Annotated in this window: 13 protein-coding genes; 9 read left to right on the top strand and 4 right to left on the bottom strand. The window is 54.7% G+C overall.

What is annotated here, in order from left to right; all coding sequences use genetic code 11:
* The first annotated feature begins 983 nt into the window (after window positions 1–983).
* Entirely contained in the window at window positions 984–1397 is a 414-nt protein-coding gene (locus FHW04_RS15735) for an HNH endonuclease (RefSeq protein WP_227021958.1), read from the top strand.
* Window positions 1398–1785: 388 nt separating this feature from the next.
* On the opposite strand, the gene FHW04_RS15740 is transcribed toward FHW04_RS15735, so the two are convergent.
* Window positions 1786–2664 (bottom strand): MurR/RpiR family transcriptional regulator, encoded by an 879-nt coding sequence (locus tag FHW04_RS15740; RefSeq protein WP_031377492.1) that lies wholly within the window; start codon window positions 2662–2664, stop codon window positions 1786–1788.
* A 366-nt stretch (window positions 2665–3030) separates the two neighbouring features.
* Between FHW04_RS15740 and zwf the strand changes: the two genes are divergently transcribed.
* Window positions 3031–4506: a glucose-6-phosphate dehydrogenase gene (zwf, locus tag FHW04_RS15745; protein WP_031377491.1), complete on the top strand. Its 1476-nt coding sequence runs from the start codon at window positions 3031–3033 to the stop codon at window positions 4504–4506.
* Window positions 4507–4707: 201 nt separating this feature from the next.
* On the top strand, window positions 4708–5346 hold the full coding sequence (locus tag FHW04_RS15750) for a bifunctional 4-hydroxy-2-oxoglutarate aldolase/2-dehydro-3-deoxy-phosphogluconate aldolase (RefSeq protein WP_069728594.1): 639 nt from the start codon (window positions 4708–4710) through the stop codon (window positions 5344–5346).
* A gap of 35 nt (window positions 5347–5381) precedes the next feature.
* Here the strand turns inward: FHW04_RS15750 and purT are convergent, their stop codons facing one another.
* Entirely contained in the window at window positions 5382–6560 is a 1179-nt protein-coding gene (purT, locus tag FHW04_RS15755) for a formate-dependent phosphoribosylglycinamide formyltransferase (protein ID WP_089561501.1), read from the bottom strand.
* Between the two features lie 166 nt (window positions 6561–6726).
* On the opposite strand from purT, the gene FHW04_RS15760 reads away from it, so the two are divergent.
* Entirely contained in the window at window positions 6727–7383 is a 657-nt protein-coding gene (locus tag FHW04_RS15760; protein WP_089561412.1) for a tellurite resistance TerB family protein, read from the top strand.
* Window positions 7384–7497: 114 nt separating this feature from the next.
* On the top strand, window positions 7498–9561 hold the full coding sequence (locus FHW04_RS15765; protein ID WP_031377487.1) for a prolyl oligopeptidase family serine peptidase: 2064 nt from the start codon (window positions 7498–7500) through the stop codon (window positions 9559–9561).
* Here FHW04_RS15765 and exoX read toward each other — a convergent pair.
* Window positions 9555–10226: an exodeoxyribonuclease X gene (gene exoX, locus FHW04_RS15770; RefSeq protein ID WP_031377486.1), complete on the bottom strand. Its 672-nt coding sequence runs from the start codon at window positions 10224–10226 to the stop codon at window positions 9555–9557. The genes FHW04_RS15765 and exoX overlap by 7 nt on opposite strands.
* Window positions 10226–10456, bottom strand: coding sequence for a DNA polymerase III subunit theta (locus tag FHW04_RS15775; RefSeq protein WP_031377485.1), 231 nt, complete (start codon window positions 10454–10456; stop codon window positions 10226–10228). Before FHW04_RS15775 ends, exoX begins: the two co-directional genes overlap by 1 nt.
* 151 nt (window positions 10457–10607) lie before the next feature.
* Between FHW04_RS15775 and copC the strand changes: the two genes are divergently transcribed.
* The 4 genes from copC (at window position 10608) to adhP (ending at window position 13780) form a co-directional block, all read left to right on the top strand.
* A complete protein-coding gene (gene copC, locus FHW04_RS15780) occupies window positions 10608–10985 on the top strand; it encodes a copper homeostasis periplasmic binding protein CopC (RefSeq protein WP_089561414.1) in 378 nt (125 codons plus the stop codon).
* 5 nt (window positions 10986–10990) lie between these two features.
* The gene (gene copD, locus FHW04_RS15785) at window positions 10991–11866 is read left to right on the top strand and encodes a copper homeostasis membrane protein CopD (RefSeq protein ID WP_089561502.1); all 876 of its coding nucleotides are present in this window, start codon (window positions 10991–10993) and stop codon (window positions 11864–11866) included.
* A 30-nt stretch (window positions 11867–11896) separates the two neighbouring features.
* Complete coding sequence (locus tag FHW04_RS15790; protein WP_031377483.1) at window positions 11897–12244, top strand: YebY family protein; 348 nt, start codon at window positions 11897–11899, stop codon at window positions 12242–12244.
* 516 nt (window positions 12245–12760) lie between these two features.
* Complete coding sequence (gene adhP, locus FHW04_RS15795) at window positions 12761–13780, top strand: alcohol dehydrogenase AdhP (RefSeq protein ID WP_069728592.1); 1020 nt, start codon at window positions 12761–12763, stop codon at window positions 13778–13780.
* Window positions 13781–14165: the final 385 nt, after the last annotated feature.

Consider the following 14165-nt stretch of genomic DNA (forward strand, 5'->3'; position numbering starts at 1 on the left):
TTGGTCGGAAAAACGCTTCTTCATGGGGATGTCCTCATGTGGCTTATGAAGACATTACTAACATCGGGGTGTACTAATCAACGGGGAGCAGGTCAATCATAGAGTTTAAGGGGGGTCTCTATGGTGCTGGTGAGCTTGGACTGACAGGGGGGTTTTATCTGTCTGGTTGACCAGTTAGGTCATTAAGACCATCTTAAAGATAAACTTTAGATAAAGCCTAAAGACTCTTTAAGACCTTAAAGACCCTATAGTTCCTCCTTTCCTTATTGTTAATCACTAACAATAAATATAGATATCTTAAAGAGGAACTTAAAGAACTTAAGACTCTTTAAGATGAGCATAGCTTAAAGAGACTCTATAGGATTCCTTAGGACCTCCTGTAGCGACTATCCTAAAGACTCTTTATGCACTCCTAAAGACCAAACGTAGGTTCGATAGGCTCTCCTAAAGCTCTGCTCATGGAAGGGTGATAATCATATATCAACCCTGACCATAAAGACCATCTCACGGTCTCTCAATCAATCCACAAGCCTCTTTATGTCTGCTCCTTGCCACTACCAATAGGGTCTCATTGTCCCTCTTGTGGTTGGCTGTGGGTGAGACAGGGAGCACACATAAGGAAGAACTCAATGAATACTAAACGCTGTTCAAAATGTAAGACCTATAAGCCTGTCTCTGAGTTTCACTCTAATGGCCCCGGTAAGCTCCGCTCAGCCTGTAAGTGCTGTGAGAGCGCTCGTGACAAGGTTAGGCATCCCCGTAAAGGAAGATTCACCGCTATTCCTAAAGCTGACACTAAAGGAGAGGCTGACAGGTTAGCTTCTGCCTTTAGGCTCTGGGAACGCTCACAGAATCTATTTGATGGACGCTTTGAGATTGACCCTGAGTCTGATTGCTGGAACTGGTTAGGATGCCGTGACGCGGCTGGTTATGGTGTGATGGTTAATTCCTTGACCACTGAGACCTCAGCCCACCGGGCTATAATGGCTCACTTAGGTCACTCCCTTGATGGTCTCCATGTCCACCATGATTGTCATAATCGTAAGTGTATTAATCCATCTCACCTTATGGTGTTGACTCCTGAGGAACACTCAGAGATTCACGGTAAGGAATGGTCTAACGGTCATGACATTGGCCCAGCTCTACCCAAGAACACTACCAAGGCATACATGATGGCTCGACAGGCCGTCACTGAGTATCTTCAGGCGCTCCCTGAGCCTGCTCTGGTGATTCCTAAAGCCAGACCTAACCAGTTCCAAGCGACTACCGCTAAGGCTCTCAGAATGTCCACTATGAGCCGTATCACCGGTATCTCTGGGTATCTGGTAGCTGAGGTTGTCCGTAAGATGAAACTCTATGAGTTTCTCCGGGACTCTGTGACTGTGGGTGATAATTAATGATAATCCTTTGGAGTCTTGAGGCTCCTTAGGTTCCCCCTTTAGCACAGACCTCAGCGGCGTGTTTACCCATCTTAATAATGAACAGTGAGCAAAGTACCCCGTAGGCCCTCTGTAACTGTTACGTTATAACATTATGGTCGGCCTAAAGTGACACAAGGTTGACATAAAGAGCTTGCCTCAATACCGCTGAGAGCCTTATCCTGAGGGTCCTCACTAAGATTATCTGCCTGCTGTTAGCCATTAAGCTAACGCTCCGTCCTTCTGAGACGTCTTGACATGAAGGACTCCGTTAACAAATAAGCCGGTCCTGGTCGGCGGACACGGCATGGTTAGCTATTCTATATGATCGATGGGCTGTGATACGACTCACATTGTAAATGTGATGTTAATTATTTTGTTGTGTATCTTGTTCCCGAATGGCGTGCTTTTCGTAACGCGACGCTTTCAACGCCTGTTTAACGCGTTTGAGGTTTTCCCGGAAAGGCGTCCCGCGTTCCAGGGTAAAACCGGTCGCCAACACATCGATCACGGTCAACTGCGCCAGGCGCGACACCATCGGTAGATAGACATCAGTGTCTTCCGGCACATCAAGCACTAAAGCCAGCGCGGCTTCTTCGGCAAGGGGCGAATCGGGAGAGGTGATGGCAATAACGGTGGAACCGTTTACACGGGCCAGGCGAGCCAGTTCTACCATATTTTTTGTGCGGCCAGTATGTGAAATGAGAACAAAAACGTCACCGGCTCGACTATTTATACAACTCATGCGCTGGATCACAATATCGTCCGACCAGATGACCGGTAAATCAAAGCGCAGAAATTTGGTGAAGGCATCATGCGCCACCACCGCCGAGGCTCCAAGGCCAAAAAACGCCAGTTTACTGGCACCGGTCAGCAGCGTCACCGCCTGATGCAGGCGTTCGGTATCCAGTTGGTCGCGTACCTGCTGCAAACCAGCCAGCGCCGAATCGAAGATTTTGTGGCTGTAGTTCTCAACGTTGTCGTGCTGCTCCACGCCACGGCTGACCCAGTTGCTGCCTTTTACCAGACTCTGCGCCAGTTGCAGTTTGAAGTCGGGAAAGCCGCGAGCCCCCAGCCGGTGACAGAAGCGGTTGACCGTGGGTTCGCTCACGCCCGCTGCGCGCGCGAGGGTGGCGATGCTGGAATGCATAGCGGCCTGTGGCGCAGCCAGAATCTGCGCGGCGACTTTTTGTTCCGCTTTACTCAGCGCAGCCTGCTGCGCCTCAATCTTTTCCAGCATATTCATAAGTGGATGACCATTATCACTTTTATCAATTTCAATTATTGCTGTCGTCGGCAGCCATTAACAGAGACTATATCGCGTTAGCGCCGGTCGGGCGCAAGGCCGGATAAGTCGGGTGCGGCTTTTTTTGGCATACTTTGACGGCGGCCGGATTTTCGCTGACAACATCAGACACAGAAAAAAAGCTGAAATACGCACGTGTCATCACACGCGCTGAGGCTATCCGGTACAGAGTTAATGCGGTTGACCCGGCGAGTCGGTTTACCTGGCGCGGGGAAAAAAGTACATTGTGCTGAAAGAAAATAACAACCTGGACCCGGTGGCAGAGGATGCATCACCATCGGATTATCCTGCAACGAGGAGAGGAAAATGGCGGTTACACAAACAGCCCAGGCATGCGATCTGGTGATTTTCGGTGCCAAAGGCGATCTTGCACGCCGTAAACTGTTGCCTTCACTGTATCAGTTAGAAAAAGCGGGTCAGATCCACGAAGAGACCCGCATCATTGGCGTAGGCCGTGCCGAGTGGGACAAAGCGGAATACACCAAAGTGGTACGTGAAGCGCTGGAAACCTTCATGAAGGAGAAGATTGACGAAGCGCTGTGGGATAAGCTCAGCGGTCGTCTCGACTTCTGCAACCTCGATGTCAACGACACCACGCACTTCCCGAAACTGGGCAAGATGCTGGATCAGAAAAAACGCACCACCATCAATTATTTTGCTATGCCACCCAGCACCTTCGGTGCCATCTGTCAGGGTTTGGGTACTGCGAAGCTGAATGCCAAACCGGCGCGCGTGGTAATGGAGAAGCCGCTCGGCACCTCTCTGGAAACCTCACAGGAAATTAACGACAGCGTCGGCGAATATTTCGATGAGAGCCAGGTGTTCCGTATTGACCACTATCTGGGCAAAGAGACGGTACTGAATCTGCTGGCGCTGCGCTTTGCCAACTCGATTTTCGTCAATAACTGGGATAACCGCACCATCGACCACGTACAGATCACCGTGGCGGAAGAGGTGGGCATTGAAGGTCGCTGGGGTTACTTCGACAAAGCGGGCCAGATGCGTGACATGATCCAGAACCACCTGCTGCAAATTCTGACCATGATCGCCATGTCACCACCTTCTGATCTCAGCGCTGACAGCATCCGTGATGAGAAAGTGAAGGTTTTGCGTTCACTGCGCCGTATCGATCAGACCAACGTGCGTGAGAAAACCGTACGTGGCCAGTACACCGCCGGCTTCGTGCAGGGCAAAAAAGTGCCGGGCTACCTGGAAGAAGAGGGCGCGAACAAATCGAGCGCCACTGAAACTTTCGTCGCCATCCGCGTGGATATCGACAACTGGCGCTGGGCAGGCGTGCCGTTCTATCTGCGTACCGGTAAGCGCTTACCGACCAAATGTTCAGAAGTGGTGGTCTACTTCAAAAACCCTGAGATGAACCTGTTCAAAGATTCCTACTCAGAACTGCCACAGAACAAGCTGACCATTCGTCTGCAGCCGGACGAAGGGGTGGATATCGAAATCCTGAACAAAGTGCCAGGCCTCGACCACAAGCATAAGCTGCAGACCACCAAACTCGATCTGAGCTACTCCGAAACCTTCAACCAGTCACATCTGGCCGATGCGTATGAACGCCTGCTGCTGGAAAGCATGCGCGGTATTCAGGCGCTGTTTGTCCGTCGTGATGAAGTCGAAGCGGCCTGGACCTATGTCGATTCGATCATTGAAGCGTGGGCGGCGGATGGCGATTCCTCCAAACCGTATCAGGCCGGCACCTGGGGCCCGGTTGCCTCGGTGGCGATGATCACCCGCGATGGTCGTTCGTGGAACGAGTTTGAATAACTGAACGTTTAAGGCCCGCACCGTGCGGGCCTTTTTTTTGTCCGGCGCAATTCTGGAAAAGTGAACTGGCGTTTCAAAAATCGTTTGAGGCGATAGACGCTCAGGAACCGGATCATGTATGGTAGTGGCGCAATTACAGGGCAGGAGCCGATGCTCCATGACCGGGCCGCTAATCCCGGTGTTATCAAGCAAGGGGAAGTGATGAAAAACTGGAAAACGAGTGCCGAACAGATTCTGACCACCGGACCGGTCGTGCCGGTGATCGTAGTAAACAAGCTGGAACACGCGGTGCCGATGGCCAAAGCGCTGGTCGCGGGCGGCGTCAGGGTGCTGGAAGTGACGCTGCGAACCCCGGTGGCGATGGATGCACTGCGCGCGATGATCAAAGAGGTGCCGGAGGCGATTGTGGGTGCCGGTACGGTGATCAATCCACAGCAGTTGCAGGAAGTGACCGATGCGGGCGCGCAGTTTATCATCAGCCCCGGCGTCACCGAATCATTACTGAAAGCCGCCGTGGAAGGGCCGGTTCCGTTAATTCCTGGCATCAGCACCGTTTCTGAACTGATGACCGGCATGGATTACGGCCTGCGTGAATTCAAATTCTTCCCAGCGGAAGCCAACGGTGGCGTGAAAGCGCTGCAGGCGATTGGCGGACCTTTCCCGCAGGTACGTTTCTGTCCGACCGGTGGCATTTCTCCGGCCAACTACCGTGACTATCTGGCGCTGAAAAGCGTGCTGTGTATTGGCGGGTCTTGGCTGGTGCCAAACGATGCGCTGGAAACCGGCGACTGGGATCGGATTACCCGACTGGCGCGTGAGGCGGTGGAAGGGGCGAAGTAATAGCAGGCGGTGAGCACGGGCTCACCGCCGTGATTTTATCCCTCGACCGTCACCGCAGCTGCGCTGGCAACGGCGCGCGCAATCGCCTGATCGGTGGTCTCACCGCTGGCCAGCGCCACGCCTAACCGACGCTGACCGCTGATCTCCGGTTTGCCGAACAGGCGCAGTTGCAGACCAGCCCCCAGCGCCGCATCGACATTCACGAATTGCACATTCTGGCTGGTAAGCTGCGGCAGGATCACTGCCGATGCAGCAGGGCCATACTGGCGGATGCCGCCAATCGGTAAGCCAAGGAAAGCGCGCACGTGCAGCGCAAACTCCGACAGATCCTGCGAAATCAGGGTGACCATACCGGTATCATGCGGACGCGGCGACACTTCGCTGAACACCACCTCATCGCCGCAGATGAACAGCTCAACGCCAAACAGACCGTAGCCGCCCAGCGCCTTCACCACCTGAGCCGCAATGGCCTGCGCCCGCTGCAGTGCCAGATCGCTCATCTGCTGCGGCTGCCAGGATTCACGGTAATCGCCGTCTTCCTGACGATGACCAATCGGCGCGCAGAAATGAATGCCATCGACTGCACTGATGGTCAGCAGGGTAATTTCAAAATCAAACGCCACCACCCCTTCGACGATGACCCGACCGGCACCGGCACGACCGCCTTGCTGCGCATATTCCCATGCACGGTCCAGCTGACTGGCATCGCGGATAAAGCTCTGGCCTTTGCCGGATGAACTCATCACCGGTTTTACGATGCAGGGAAAACCGATCTCTGCGGCAGCCTGATCGAAACGCGCTTTACTGTCGGCGAAGCGGTAACGGGAGGTCGGCAGCGACAGCTCTTCGGCTGCCAGACGGCGAATGCCTTCGCGGTTCATGGTCAGCTGCGCGGCGCGTGCGGTTGGCACCACACGCTGGCCTTGCTGTTCCAGCTCAACCAGTTTATCGGTGGCGATGGCTTCGATTTCCGGCACCACGAAGTCAGGCTTCTCCTGGGCGATCAGCGCGGCCAGCGCGTCGCCATCCAGCATGTTGATCACATGGCGGCGATGCGCCACGTGCATCGCCGGGGCATCGGCATAGCGATCGACAGCAATCACTTCCACACCCAGACGCTGACACTCCAGCGCCACTTCTTTACCCAGTTCACCTGAACCTAATAACATCACGCGCGTGGCCGCAGGGCGCAGCGCTGTTCCGAGAGTCGTCATAAATTCACCTAAGCAGTCAAAATGCGCGCGCAGTATAAACGAAAACGTTTGCGTTCTCATCTTTCCTGCCCGCTGGCGGCTGTTTTGCCGTACTTTTCCCGCTCTGACGTTTCCTGACATCTTTTTCGTCAGGATGGCTGACTACCATCTAAAACAGGAGTGGAAGATGAATAACTGGTTACAACAGATTCAGTCGGTACTGGCAAAGAAGGGCGGTAATAGTCAGTCCGGGGGCGGCTTAAGCGATATGCTGGCGCCGGGTGCCTTAGGTGGGCTGGCGGGTATGCTGATTTCCAGTAAATCGTCGCGCAAACTGTTAACCCGGTATGGCGGCAAAGCGCTGATTATTGGCGGTGGTGCCGCCGCCGGCGCGCTGCTGTGGAATAAATACAAACAGCGGGTGCGTGAAACCCACCAGGATGAGCCTGACTTTGGCGTGGCGCAGACGCCGGTCGACTTGCGGGCGGAGCGTCTGGTGACTGCGCTGGTGTTTGCTGCAAAGAGCGACGGTCATATCGACGATCAGGAACGTGCGGCGATTGAGCAGAATATTCAGCAGTCCGGCTATGGCAAAGATGCCGAACAGCTGATTCAGAAAGCGATGAGCCGCCCGCTCGATCCGCAGTGGCTGGCGGCTGGCGTCAAGAATGAAGAAGAGGCGCTGGAACTCTACTTCCTGAGCTGCGCCGCGATTGACGTCGACCATTTTATGGAACGCAGCTACCTGTCGGCGCTCGGCGACGCGCTTAAAATCCCGCAGGATGTCCGTGACGGCATCCAGCAGGATATCGTGGCGGAGAAGGCCCGCTTGCCCGCCAGTTAATCCTCACTGGCCACTTCCGGTGGCCAGCTTGTTGTTTCCGTACCAGCTGATGCTTGGCTTCCTGCGCCTTTGGTGCCACGCTTACAGATCATTACTTTCACGGAGACGGATGTCATGAAAGCACCCATCGCAAAAAAAATACCGCATGAGATGACGCTGCATGGTGAAACGCGCGTCGATAACTACTACTGGCTACGCGACGACAAACGTGAAGATAACGAAGTACTTGATTACCTGCGGGCTGAAAATAACTATGGCCGCAAAATCATGTCGACTCAGCAACCGCTGCAGGAACGGGTGCTGAAGGAGATCATTGACCGTCTGCCGCCGGAAGACCATTCGGTGCCCTATGTGAAGAACGGGTATCGTTATCAGAGTCGCTATCAGAGCGGCAATGAATATCCGGCTTATTATCGCCAGCCCGCTGCCAGCGAGGTGACTGATGAGTGGACGCTGCTGCTTGATGCCAATCAGCGTGCCTCCCACAGTGAGTTCTATACCATGGGCGCACTGCACATCAGCCCGGATAATCAGGTAATGGCGCTGGCCGAAGATTTCCTGTCACGGCGACAATATGGCATCCGCTTCCGCAATCTGCAGAGCGGTAGCTGGTATCCCGAAGTGCTGAGTAACGCCTCATCCAGCTTCGCCTGGGGCAACGACTCCCGCACCGTCTACTATGTCCAGAAACATCCGCAGACGCTGCTCTCTTATCAGGTATGGCGGCATGAGCTGGGTACGCCGCAGTCCGACGACCAGCTGGTGTATGAAGAGCGGGATGATACCTTTCACCTCAGCGTGCATAAAACCACCTCTAAGCAGTTCATCCTGATTGCGCTGTTCAGCACCACCACCAGCGAAATCCAGCTGATTGACGCTAACTTCCCGGACGCGCAGCCGCATGTGTTCCTGCCGCGTCGCCGCGATCATGAATACAGCCTCGATCACTACGATCATCAGTTCTTTATCCGGTCGAACCGTGACGGCAAGAACTTCGGGCTTTATCGCACCCGTTATCTGGCAGAATCCCGCTGGGAGACGCTGATCCCGGCGCGCGATCATGTGGTAATGGAAGATTTCCAGCTGTTCCGCGACTGGCTGGTGGTGGAGGAGCGACAGCGCGGGCTGACCAGCCTGCGGCAGATCAACTGGGCCAGCGGCGAAAACAGCGGCATTGCCTTTGACGATCCGACCTATGTCACCTGGCTGGCCTACAACCCGACGCCACGCACCAGTAAACTGCGCTACGGCTACTCCTCAATGACCACTCCGACCACGTTGTTTGAGCTGGATATGGATACCGGCGAGCGCCGCATCCTCAAGCAGAGCGCGGTCAAAGGCTTCAATGCGGACGATTATAAAAGTGAGCATCACTGGATTAAAGTCACTGATGGTACGGAAGTGCCGGTCTCGCTGGTCTATAACCGCAAATATTATCAGCCTGGTCAGAACCCGATGCTGGTATATGGCTACGGGGCCTACGGCAGCAGCATGGACGCCGATTTCAGCGTCAGCCGCCTCAGCCTGCTGGATCGCGGCTTTGTCTATGCGCTGGTCCAGGTACGCGGCGGCGGCGAGTTAGGCCAGCAATGGTACGACGCGGGTCGCCTGCTGAATAAGATGAACAGCTTTACCGATTTTATCGACGTGACTAACGCGCTGGTGGCGCGTGGATTCGGTCATCCTGAACGACTCTACGCAATGGGCGGCAGCGCCGGTGGTCTGCTGATGGGCGCGGTGATCAACATGGCACCGCAGCGGTTCCATGGCGTGGTGGCACAGGTACCGTTTGTCGATGTGGTGACGACCATGCTGGATGAGTCGATTCCGCTGACCACCGGTGAATATGACGAGTGGGGCAACCCTGAACAGGCGGAATATTATCACTACATCCGCCAGTACAGCCCCTACGACAACATTGAAGCCAAAGCCTATCCACATCTGCTGGTGACCACCGGTCTGCACGACTCGCAGGTGCAGTACTGGGAACCGGCCAAATGGGTGGCGAAGCTGAGATCGCTGAAAACCGATAATAACCTGCTGCTGCTGTGTACCGACATGGATGCCGGCCACGGCGGCAAGTCCGGCCGCTATAAAGCCTATGAAGGGGTGGCGATGGAGTACACCTTTATTCTCGGACTGGCGCAGGGCACGCTACCCCCGGCCGAAGATTACTGAGACTCACTAAGATATTTACGCAGCGCCTGCCGCAATGGCGGGCGCAAATCGGTCACGTTATCCAGCATCCATTTCAGGTAGCCCGGATCTTTACGGGCGATCACCGCAATCGCCTGGCCGCGGTATTTGCCGAACGGCAGAATATCGTCGCGCTGGGCCGCCGGTTGCGAACGCACAATCATTTCGGAGGCGCTCCAGCCCGAGGTCTCCATGATGCGAATCAACAGCGCGGCAGTGACATAACAGTCATACAGCGCGCGGTGCGCATGCAAATCCGCAGGTGGCGTCACGTCCAGCTTCAGCGAGTGCCGCAGCGCCTGGTTGCCATATTTAATCCCCGGCCACAGCTGACGCGCCAGCTGCATGGTGCAGATCCACTCTCCGTACATCTCCGGCAGCATGCGACGGTCAAAGCTGGCGTTATGCGCCACGTAGAAAGCACTGCCGTGGTAGCGCGAGATCGCCTGTTCGATGGTCGGCTTGTCGGCCACCATCGCTTCGGTAATGCGATGCACCGCCATCGCCTGACGGCTGATAGGGCGGTCGGGCAGGATCAGGTCGCTCATCGGATTGACTATCTGGCCGTTAATCACGTCGACCGAGGCCACTTCTACCACGCCGCCCTGCAGGCCGCAGGTTTCGGTATCAATTACGCGTAATATCATTATTTCATCTTCGGTTCATAAGGCAGACGCGACAGGCTGAGTGAGGCCTGGCGATAGTGCATCAGACGCTGGCGAAACCAGTCGCGCAGGGCTTCTGGCTGTTCCTGTGCGACCATCTCTGCGACCACCGGCATGTTATAGCGCTCTTTAAACGCCACGCCCGCTGCCGCCAGATCGACATTGATTTTGTCTTTCTCTTCACGGGATAGCTGGGCAAGGTTATGGCTCATAGTGTTCTCCTGATGATGTGGGGCAAAAGTAATGTTTTCGCCGGTCTGAATCAAGGGTTAAGGATCGCATCGCTGGCCTCGACACCACAAATAGAGCAGCGTATCCTTTCGCCACGTTTGTCGCGTCAACGGTTGTTAAAAGGATGATCTTATGCAGAAAAAACCGGTTTCCCGCATGATGATTGCGCTGGTGGCGGCCGCAGGCCTTGCCTTCAGTCAGTCTGCGCTGGCACATGCGCATCTTCAGTCATCAAACCCGGCGGCTGACGCGCAGGTGACCGATTCAACGGCTGCGCTGACGCTCAATTTTAGCGAAGATATCGAGGCGGCATTCAGCGGCGTCACCTTGCTGGATGCGGCCCAACAGCCGGTAGCAACCGGCAAAGCGCACGTTGAGTCAAAGCACGCCAGTCGTCTGATTGTCGATCTGCCTAAGCCGCTTAATGCTGGCAGTTACCAGGTTAACTGGCATGTGCTGTCGGTCGATGGGCATAAAACCTCAGGAAGCTACCGCTTCAGCGTGAAATAATCGTGGTGGACTCCGTCTGGGTGATGCTGCGCGGGTTGCATTTTGCCGCCCTGATGCTGCTGACCGCCAGCGCATGTTATTGCGCGCTGCTGGCACCGGCGCGCTATCGTCCACGGCTGACGATCTGCTTAAATCCGTTATTGCAATGGAGCGCGTGGCTGGCACTGCTGAGTGCACTGGCGATGCTGGCCTGCCAGAACGTATTAATGAGCGGCGACAGTGCCAATCTGGCCGATAGCGCGGTCTGGCTGGCGGTACTCGGCACCCGCTTTGGCGCAGTGTGGCAGTGGGAGATGCTGTTCGGCGTCTTTGCTGTCGCAGGGCTATGGCTGAAGGGACGGTTACGAGCGCAGACACTGCTGCTGGCGGGGGTGCTGCAACTGGCCGCTCTGGCCTTAACCGGACACGCGGCGATGCGCGAAGGCTGGCCCGGCGCACTGCAGCAGATCAGTCAGGCGTTACATCTGACGGGCGCGGCGTTCTGGGCTGGCGGTTTATTACCGCTGCTGCTGTTGATGCGTGAAGCTCGCCAGATCGATCGCCGTACAGACGCTATCCGCACCATGATGCGTTTTTCCCGTTATGGTCATCTGGCCGTGGCGTTAACCCTGCTGACCGGGATGATCAACAGCCTGCTGATCCTCGGCTGGCCGCTGGCGTGGCCCGATTCACGTTACGTGGCTTTATTGCTGTGGAAAGTATTGCTGGTGGCATTGATGGTGCTGGTGGCGCTGATTAACCGTTACTGGCTGGTGCCACGCTTCCGTCTGGCGGGCAGTGGGACGCAGCAAAAATTTATCCGCATGACCCAGCTTGAACTGCTGCTGGCATGTGGAGTGGTTGGGCTGGTCAGCGTTTTTGCCACGCTGTCGCCAGCCTGAATATTATTAAGAAATGCGTAAAGGTAAGTTATGTTGCTGAAGAAAGTGATTCCCGCAGTCCTGTTGTTATCCGTATGCGGCCAGGCGCTGGCGGCGCAGATCATTACCGTCAGCCGCTTTGAAATCGGCAAAGACAAGTGGCCGTTTAACCGCGAAGAGGTGATGCTGACCTGTGAGAAAGACGGTTCACTGTTTGCCATTAACCCCAGCACCCTGATGCAGTATCCGTTGAATGATAAAGCGGATCAGCTGTTCAAAACCAAGCAGGTGAAGGCACAACCGATCAGCGTGATTCAGAGCGAAGATAAAGCCAATCCAGGCCATATGATGAGCCTGCAGCCGATCATTGAGCGTACCCAGGCGCTGTGCGGTAAATAAACCCGCCGGGTGCAGTGCTGCGCTGCACCCGAATTCTGCTGTTTTCTGCCGTTGCGATCACAAACTGTTTCAGTTTCCGGCCCTCAGCCTCGCGTTAACTGGCAAAACCTCTGCGCTGTTCTAATCTTAACTTGCAAGGCGAAACCGCCTGCAAGAATGCCAACTTTTAGCGCACGGCTCCCTGAGAGCCATTTCCCTGGACCGAATATAGGAATCGTATTCGGTCTTTTTTTGTCTGGTGTTTCGCAATAATTAATTTAGTAAAATCAAGTAGTTAATCTCATACTGCTGCCTTCTGTTCTACTCTGCCGGAACCTGTGCCGCCTTAATTCAGCGTATATTCAACAGCTGCTGATCGGGTTTATGACTGATAGGCGCAGAAGTTCTGCGCGTTAATCAATCACAAGCAGCTTTACCTGAACAACCCCTCAACGCCGCCACTCTCAGCCCGCCAGCAAACTTGTGATCACTGGCGTTTGGCTTATCCTTAAGGCTTAATCAAAGGGAGGTATGTTTATGAAGGCTGCAATTGCTACGCGTGAGCACCAGGTTGATGTTGTAGAGAAAACTCTGCGCCCGCTGAAAAATGGCGAGGCACGGTTGCGGATGGAGTGCTGCGGAGTTTGCCATACCGATCTGCACGTCAAGAACGGTGATTTTGGCGATAAAACGGGCGTGACGCTCGGGCATGAGGGTATTGGTATCGTTGAGGAAGTGGCGCCCGATGTCACCTCGCTTAAGCCGGGCGATCGCGCCAGCGTGGCGTGGTTCTTCAAAGGCTGCGGCCACTGCGAATACTGTAATTCAGGAAATGAAACACTCTGTCGCGATGTGGTGAATGCCGGCTATACCGTTGACGGCGGCATGGCTGAAGAGTGCATTGTGGTAGCGGATTATTCGGTTAAAGTGCCTGAAGGTCTTGACCCTTACGCCGCCAGCAGTGTTACCTGCGCTGGCGTCACCACCTATAAGGCAGTGAAAGTTTCAGAGGTTAAACCGGGTCAGTGGATTGCGATCTACGGCCTCGGCGGATTGGGCAACCTCGCATTACAGTACGCGAAGAATGTTTTTAACGCCAAAGTGATCGCCATCGATATCAGCGATGGTCAGCTTGAACTGGCGAAACAGATGGGTGCCGATCTGGTGGTTAACTCCGCTACTGAAGATGCGGCCGCAATCATTCAGGAAAAAACCGGTGGCGCACATGCAGCGGTAGTCACTGCCGTTGCCAAAGCGGCATTTAACTCGGCCGTGGACGCGGTCAGAGCCGGTGGTCGGGTGGTGGCTGTCGGGCTGCCGCCTGAAGAGATGAGCCTGAATATTCCGCGACTGGTACTTGATGGCATTCAGGTGGTCGGCTCGCTGGTCGGAACGCGTAACGATCTGGCCGAAGCTTTCCAGTTTGCTGCTGAAGGAAAAGTGGTGCCTAAAGTCACCAAAAGGAAGATCGGCGAGATCAATACCATCTTTGATGAGATGATTCAGGGAACAATTCGCGGAAGAATGGTGATCGACTTTACCAATCAGTCCGCCTAATCAGCACCAGCAATCCCGAATTTAAGCCCGCGCTGTGCGGGCTTTTTTACGCCTGGAGCGTGATAACGCAGGGCCGGGCAGTCATCCATCAAACCTCATCAGCCTCATCAGTAACCTTCAATGATTAATAAGTTCTGCTTTATGTTTCCTGATGTGTCTCTGACTTGCACTTTACCGGTAACATTATAATGTGAAGGGGAAGTAACTAATACACGCAACGCAAAGAGGGATATTTATGGCGAAACATCATTGGTTCAAAAGCCTTGAAATAACAGCAATTGTGCTGTCATGCTGGTGCTGGCATACCTTGCGGTCACTGGTGTTTTATCATCGACCGGGTTCGATCACTCATGGCCGTATCCGACTAAGTAACAGAGCTTTGCAC

The organism is Pantoea sp. AN62 (assembly GCF_050432985.1).
Classification (GTDB): domain Bacteria; phylum Pseudomonadota; class Gammaproteobacteria; order Enterobacterales; family Enterobacteriaceae; genus Pantoea; species Pantoea brenneri.

Bases quoted from the DNA above. Each gene is read 5' to 3' on its own strand.
- purT (WP_089561501.1), bottom strand. From the start codon at position 6,560: ATGACGACTCTCGGAACAGCGCTGCGCCCTGCGGCCACGCGCGTGATG.
- adhP (WP_069728592.1), top strand. From the start codon at position 12,761: ATGAAGGCTGCAATTGCTACGCGTGAGCACCAGGTTGATGTTGTAGAG.
- FHW04_RS15760 (WP_089561412.1), top strand. From the start codon at position 6,727: ATGAATAACTGGTTACAACAGATTCAGTCGGTACTGGCAAAGAAGGGC.
- copC (WP_089561414.1), top strand. From the start codon at position 10,608: ATGCAGAAAAAACCGGTTTCCCGCATGATGATTGCGCTGGTGGCGGCC.
- FHW04_RS15750 (WP_069728594.1), top strand. From the start codon at position 4,708: ATGAAAAACTGGAAAACGAGTGCCGAACAGATTCTGACCACCGGACCG.
- zwf (WP_031377491.1), top strand. From the start codon at position 3,031: ATGGCGGTTACACAAACAGCCCAGGCATGCGATCTGGTGATTTTCGGT.
- FHW04_RS15765 (WP_031377487.1), top strand. From the start codon at position 7,498: ATGAAAGCACCCATCGCAAAAAAAATACCGCATGAGATGACGCTGCAT.
- exoX (WP_031377486.1), bottom strand. From the start codon at position 10,226: ATGATATTACGCGTAATTGATACCGAAACCTGCGGCCTGCAGGGCGGC.
- FHW04_RS15790 (WP_031377483.1), top strand. From the start codon at position 11,897: ATGTTGCTGAAGAAAGTGATTCCCGCAGTCCTGTTGTTATCCGTATGC.
- FHW04_RS15740 (WP_031377492.1), bottom strand. From the start codon at position 2,664: ATGAATATGCTGGAAAAGATTGAGGCGCAGCAGGCTGCGCTGAGTAAA.
- FHW04_RS15775 (WP_031377485.1), bottom strand. From the start codon at position 10,456: ATGAGCCATAACCTTGCCCAGCTATCCCGTGAAGAGAAAGACAAAATC.
- FHW04_RS15735 (WP_227021958.1), top strand. From the start codon at position 984: ATGGCTCACTTAGGTCACTCCCTTGATGGTCTCCATGTCCACCATGAT.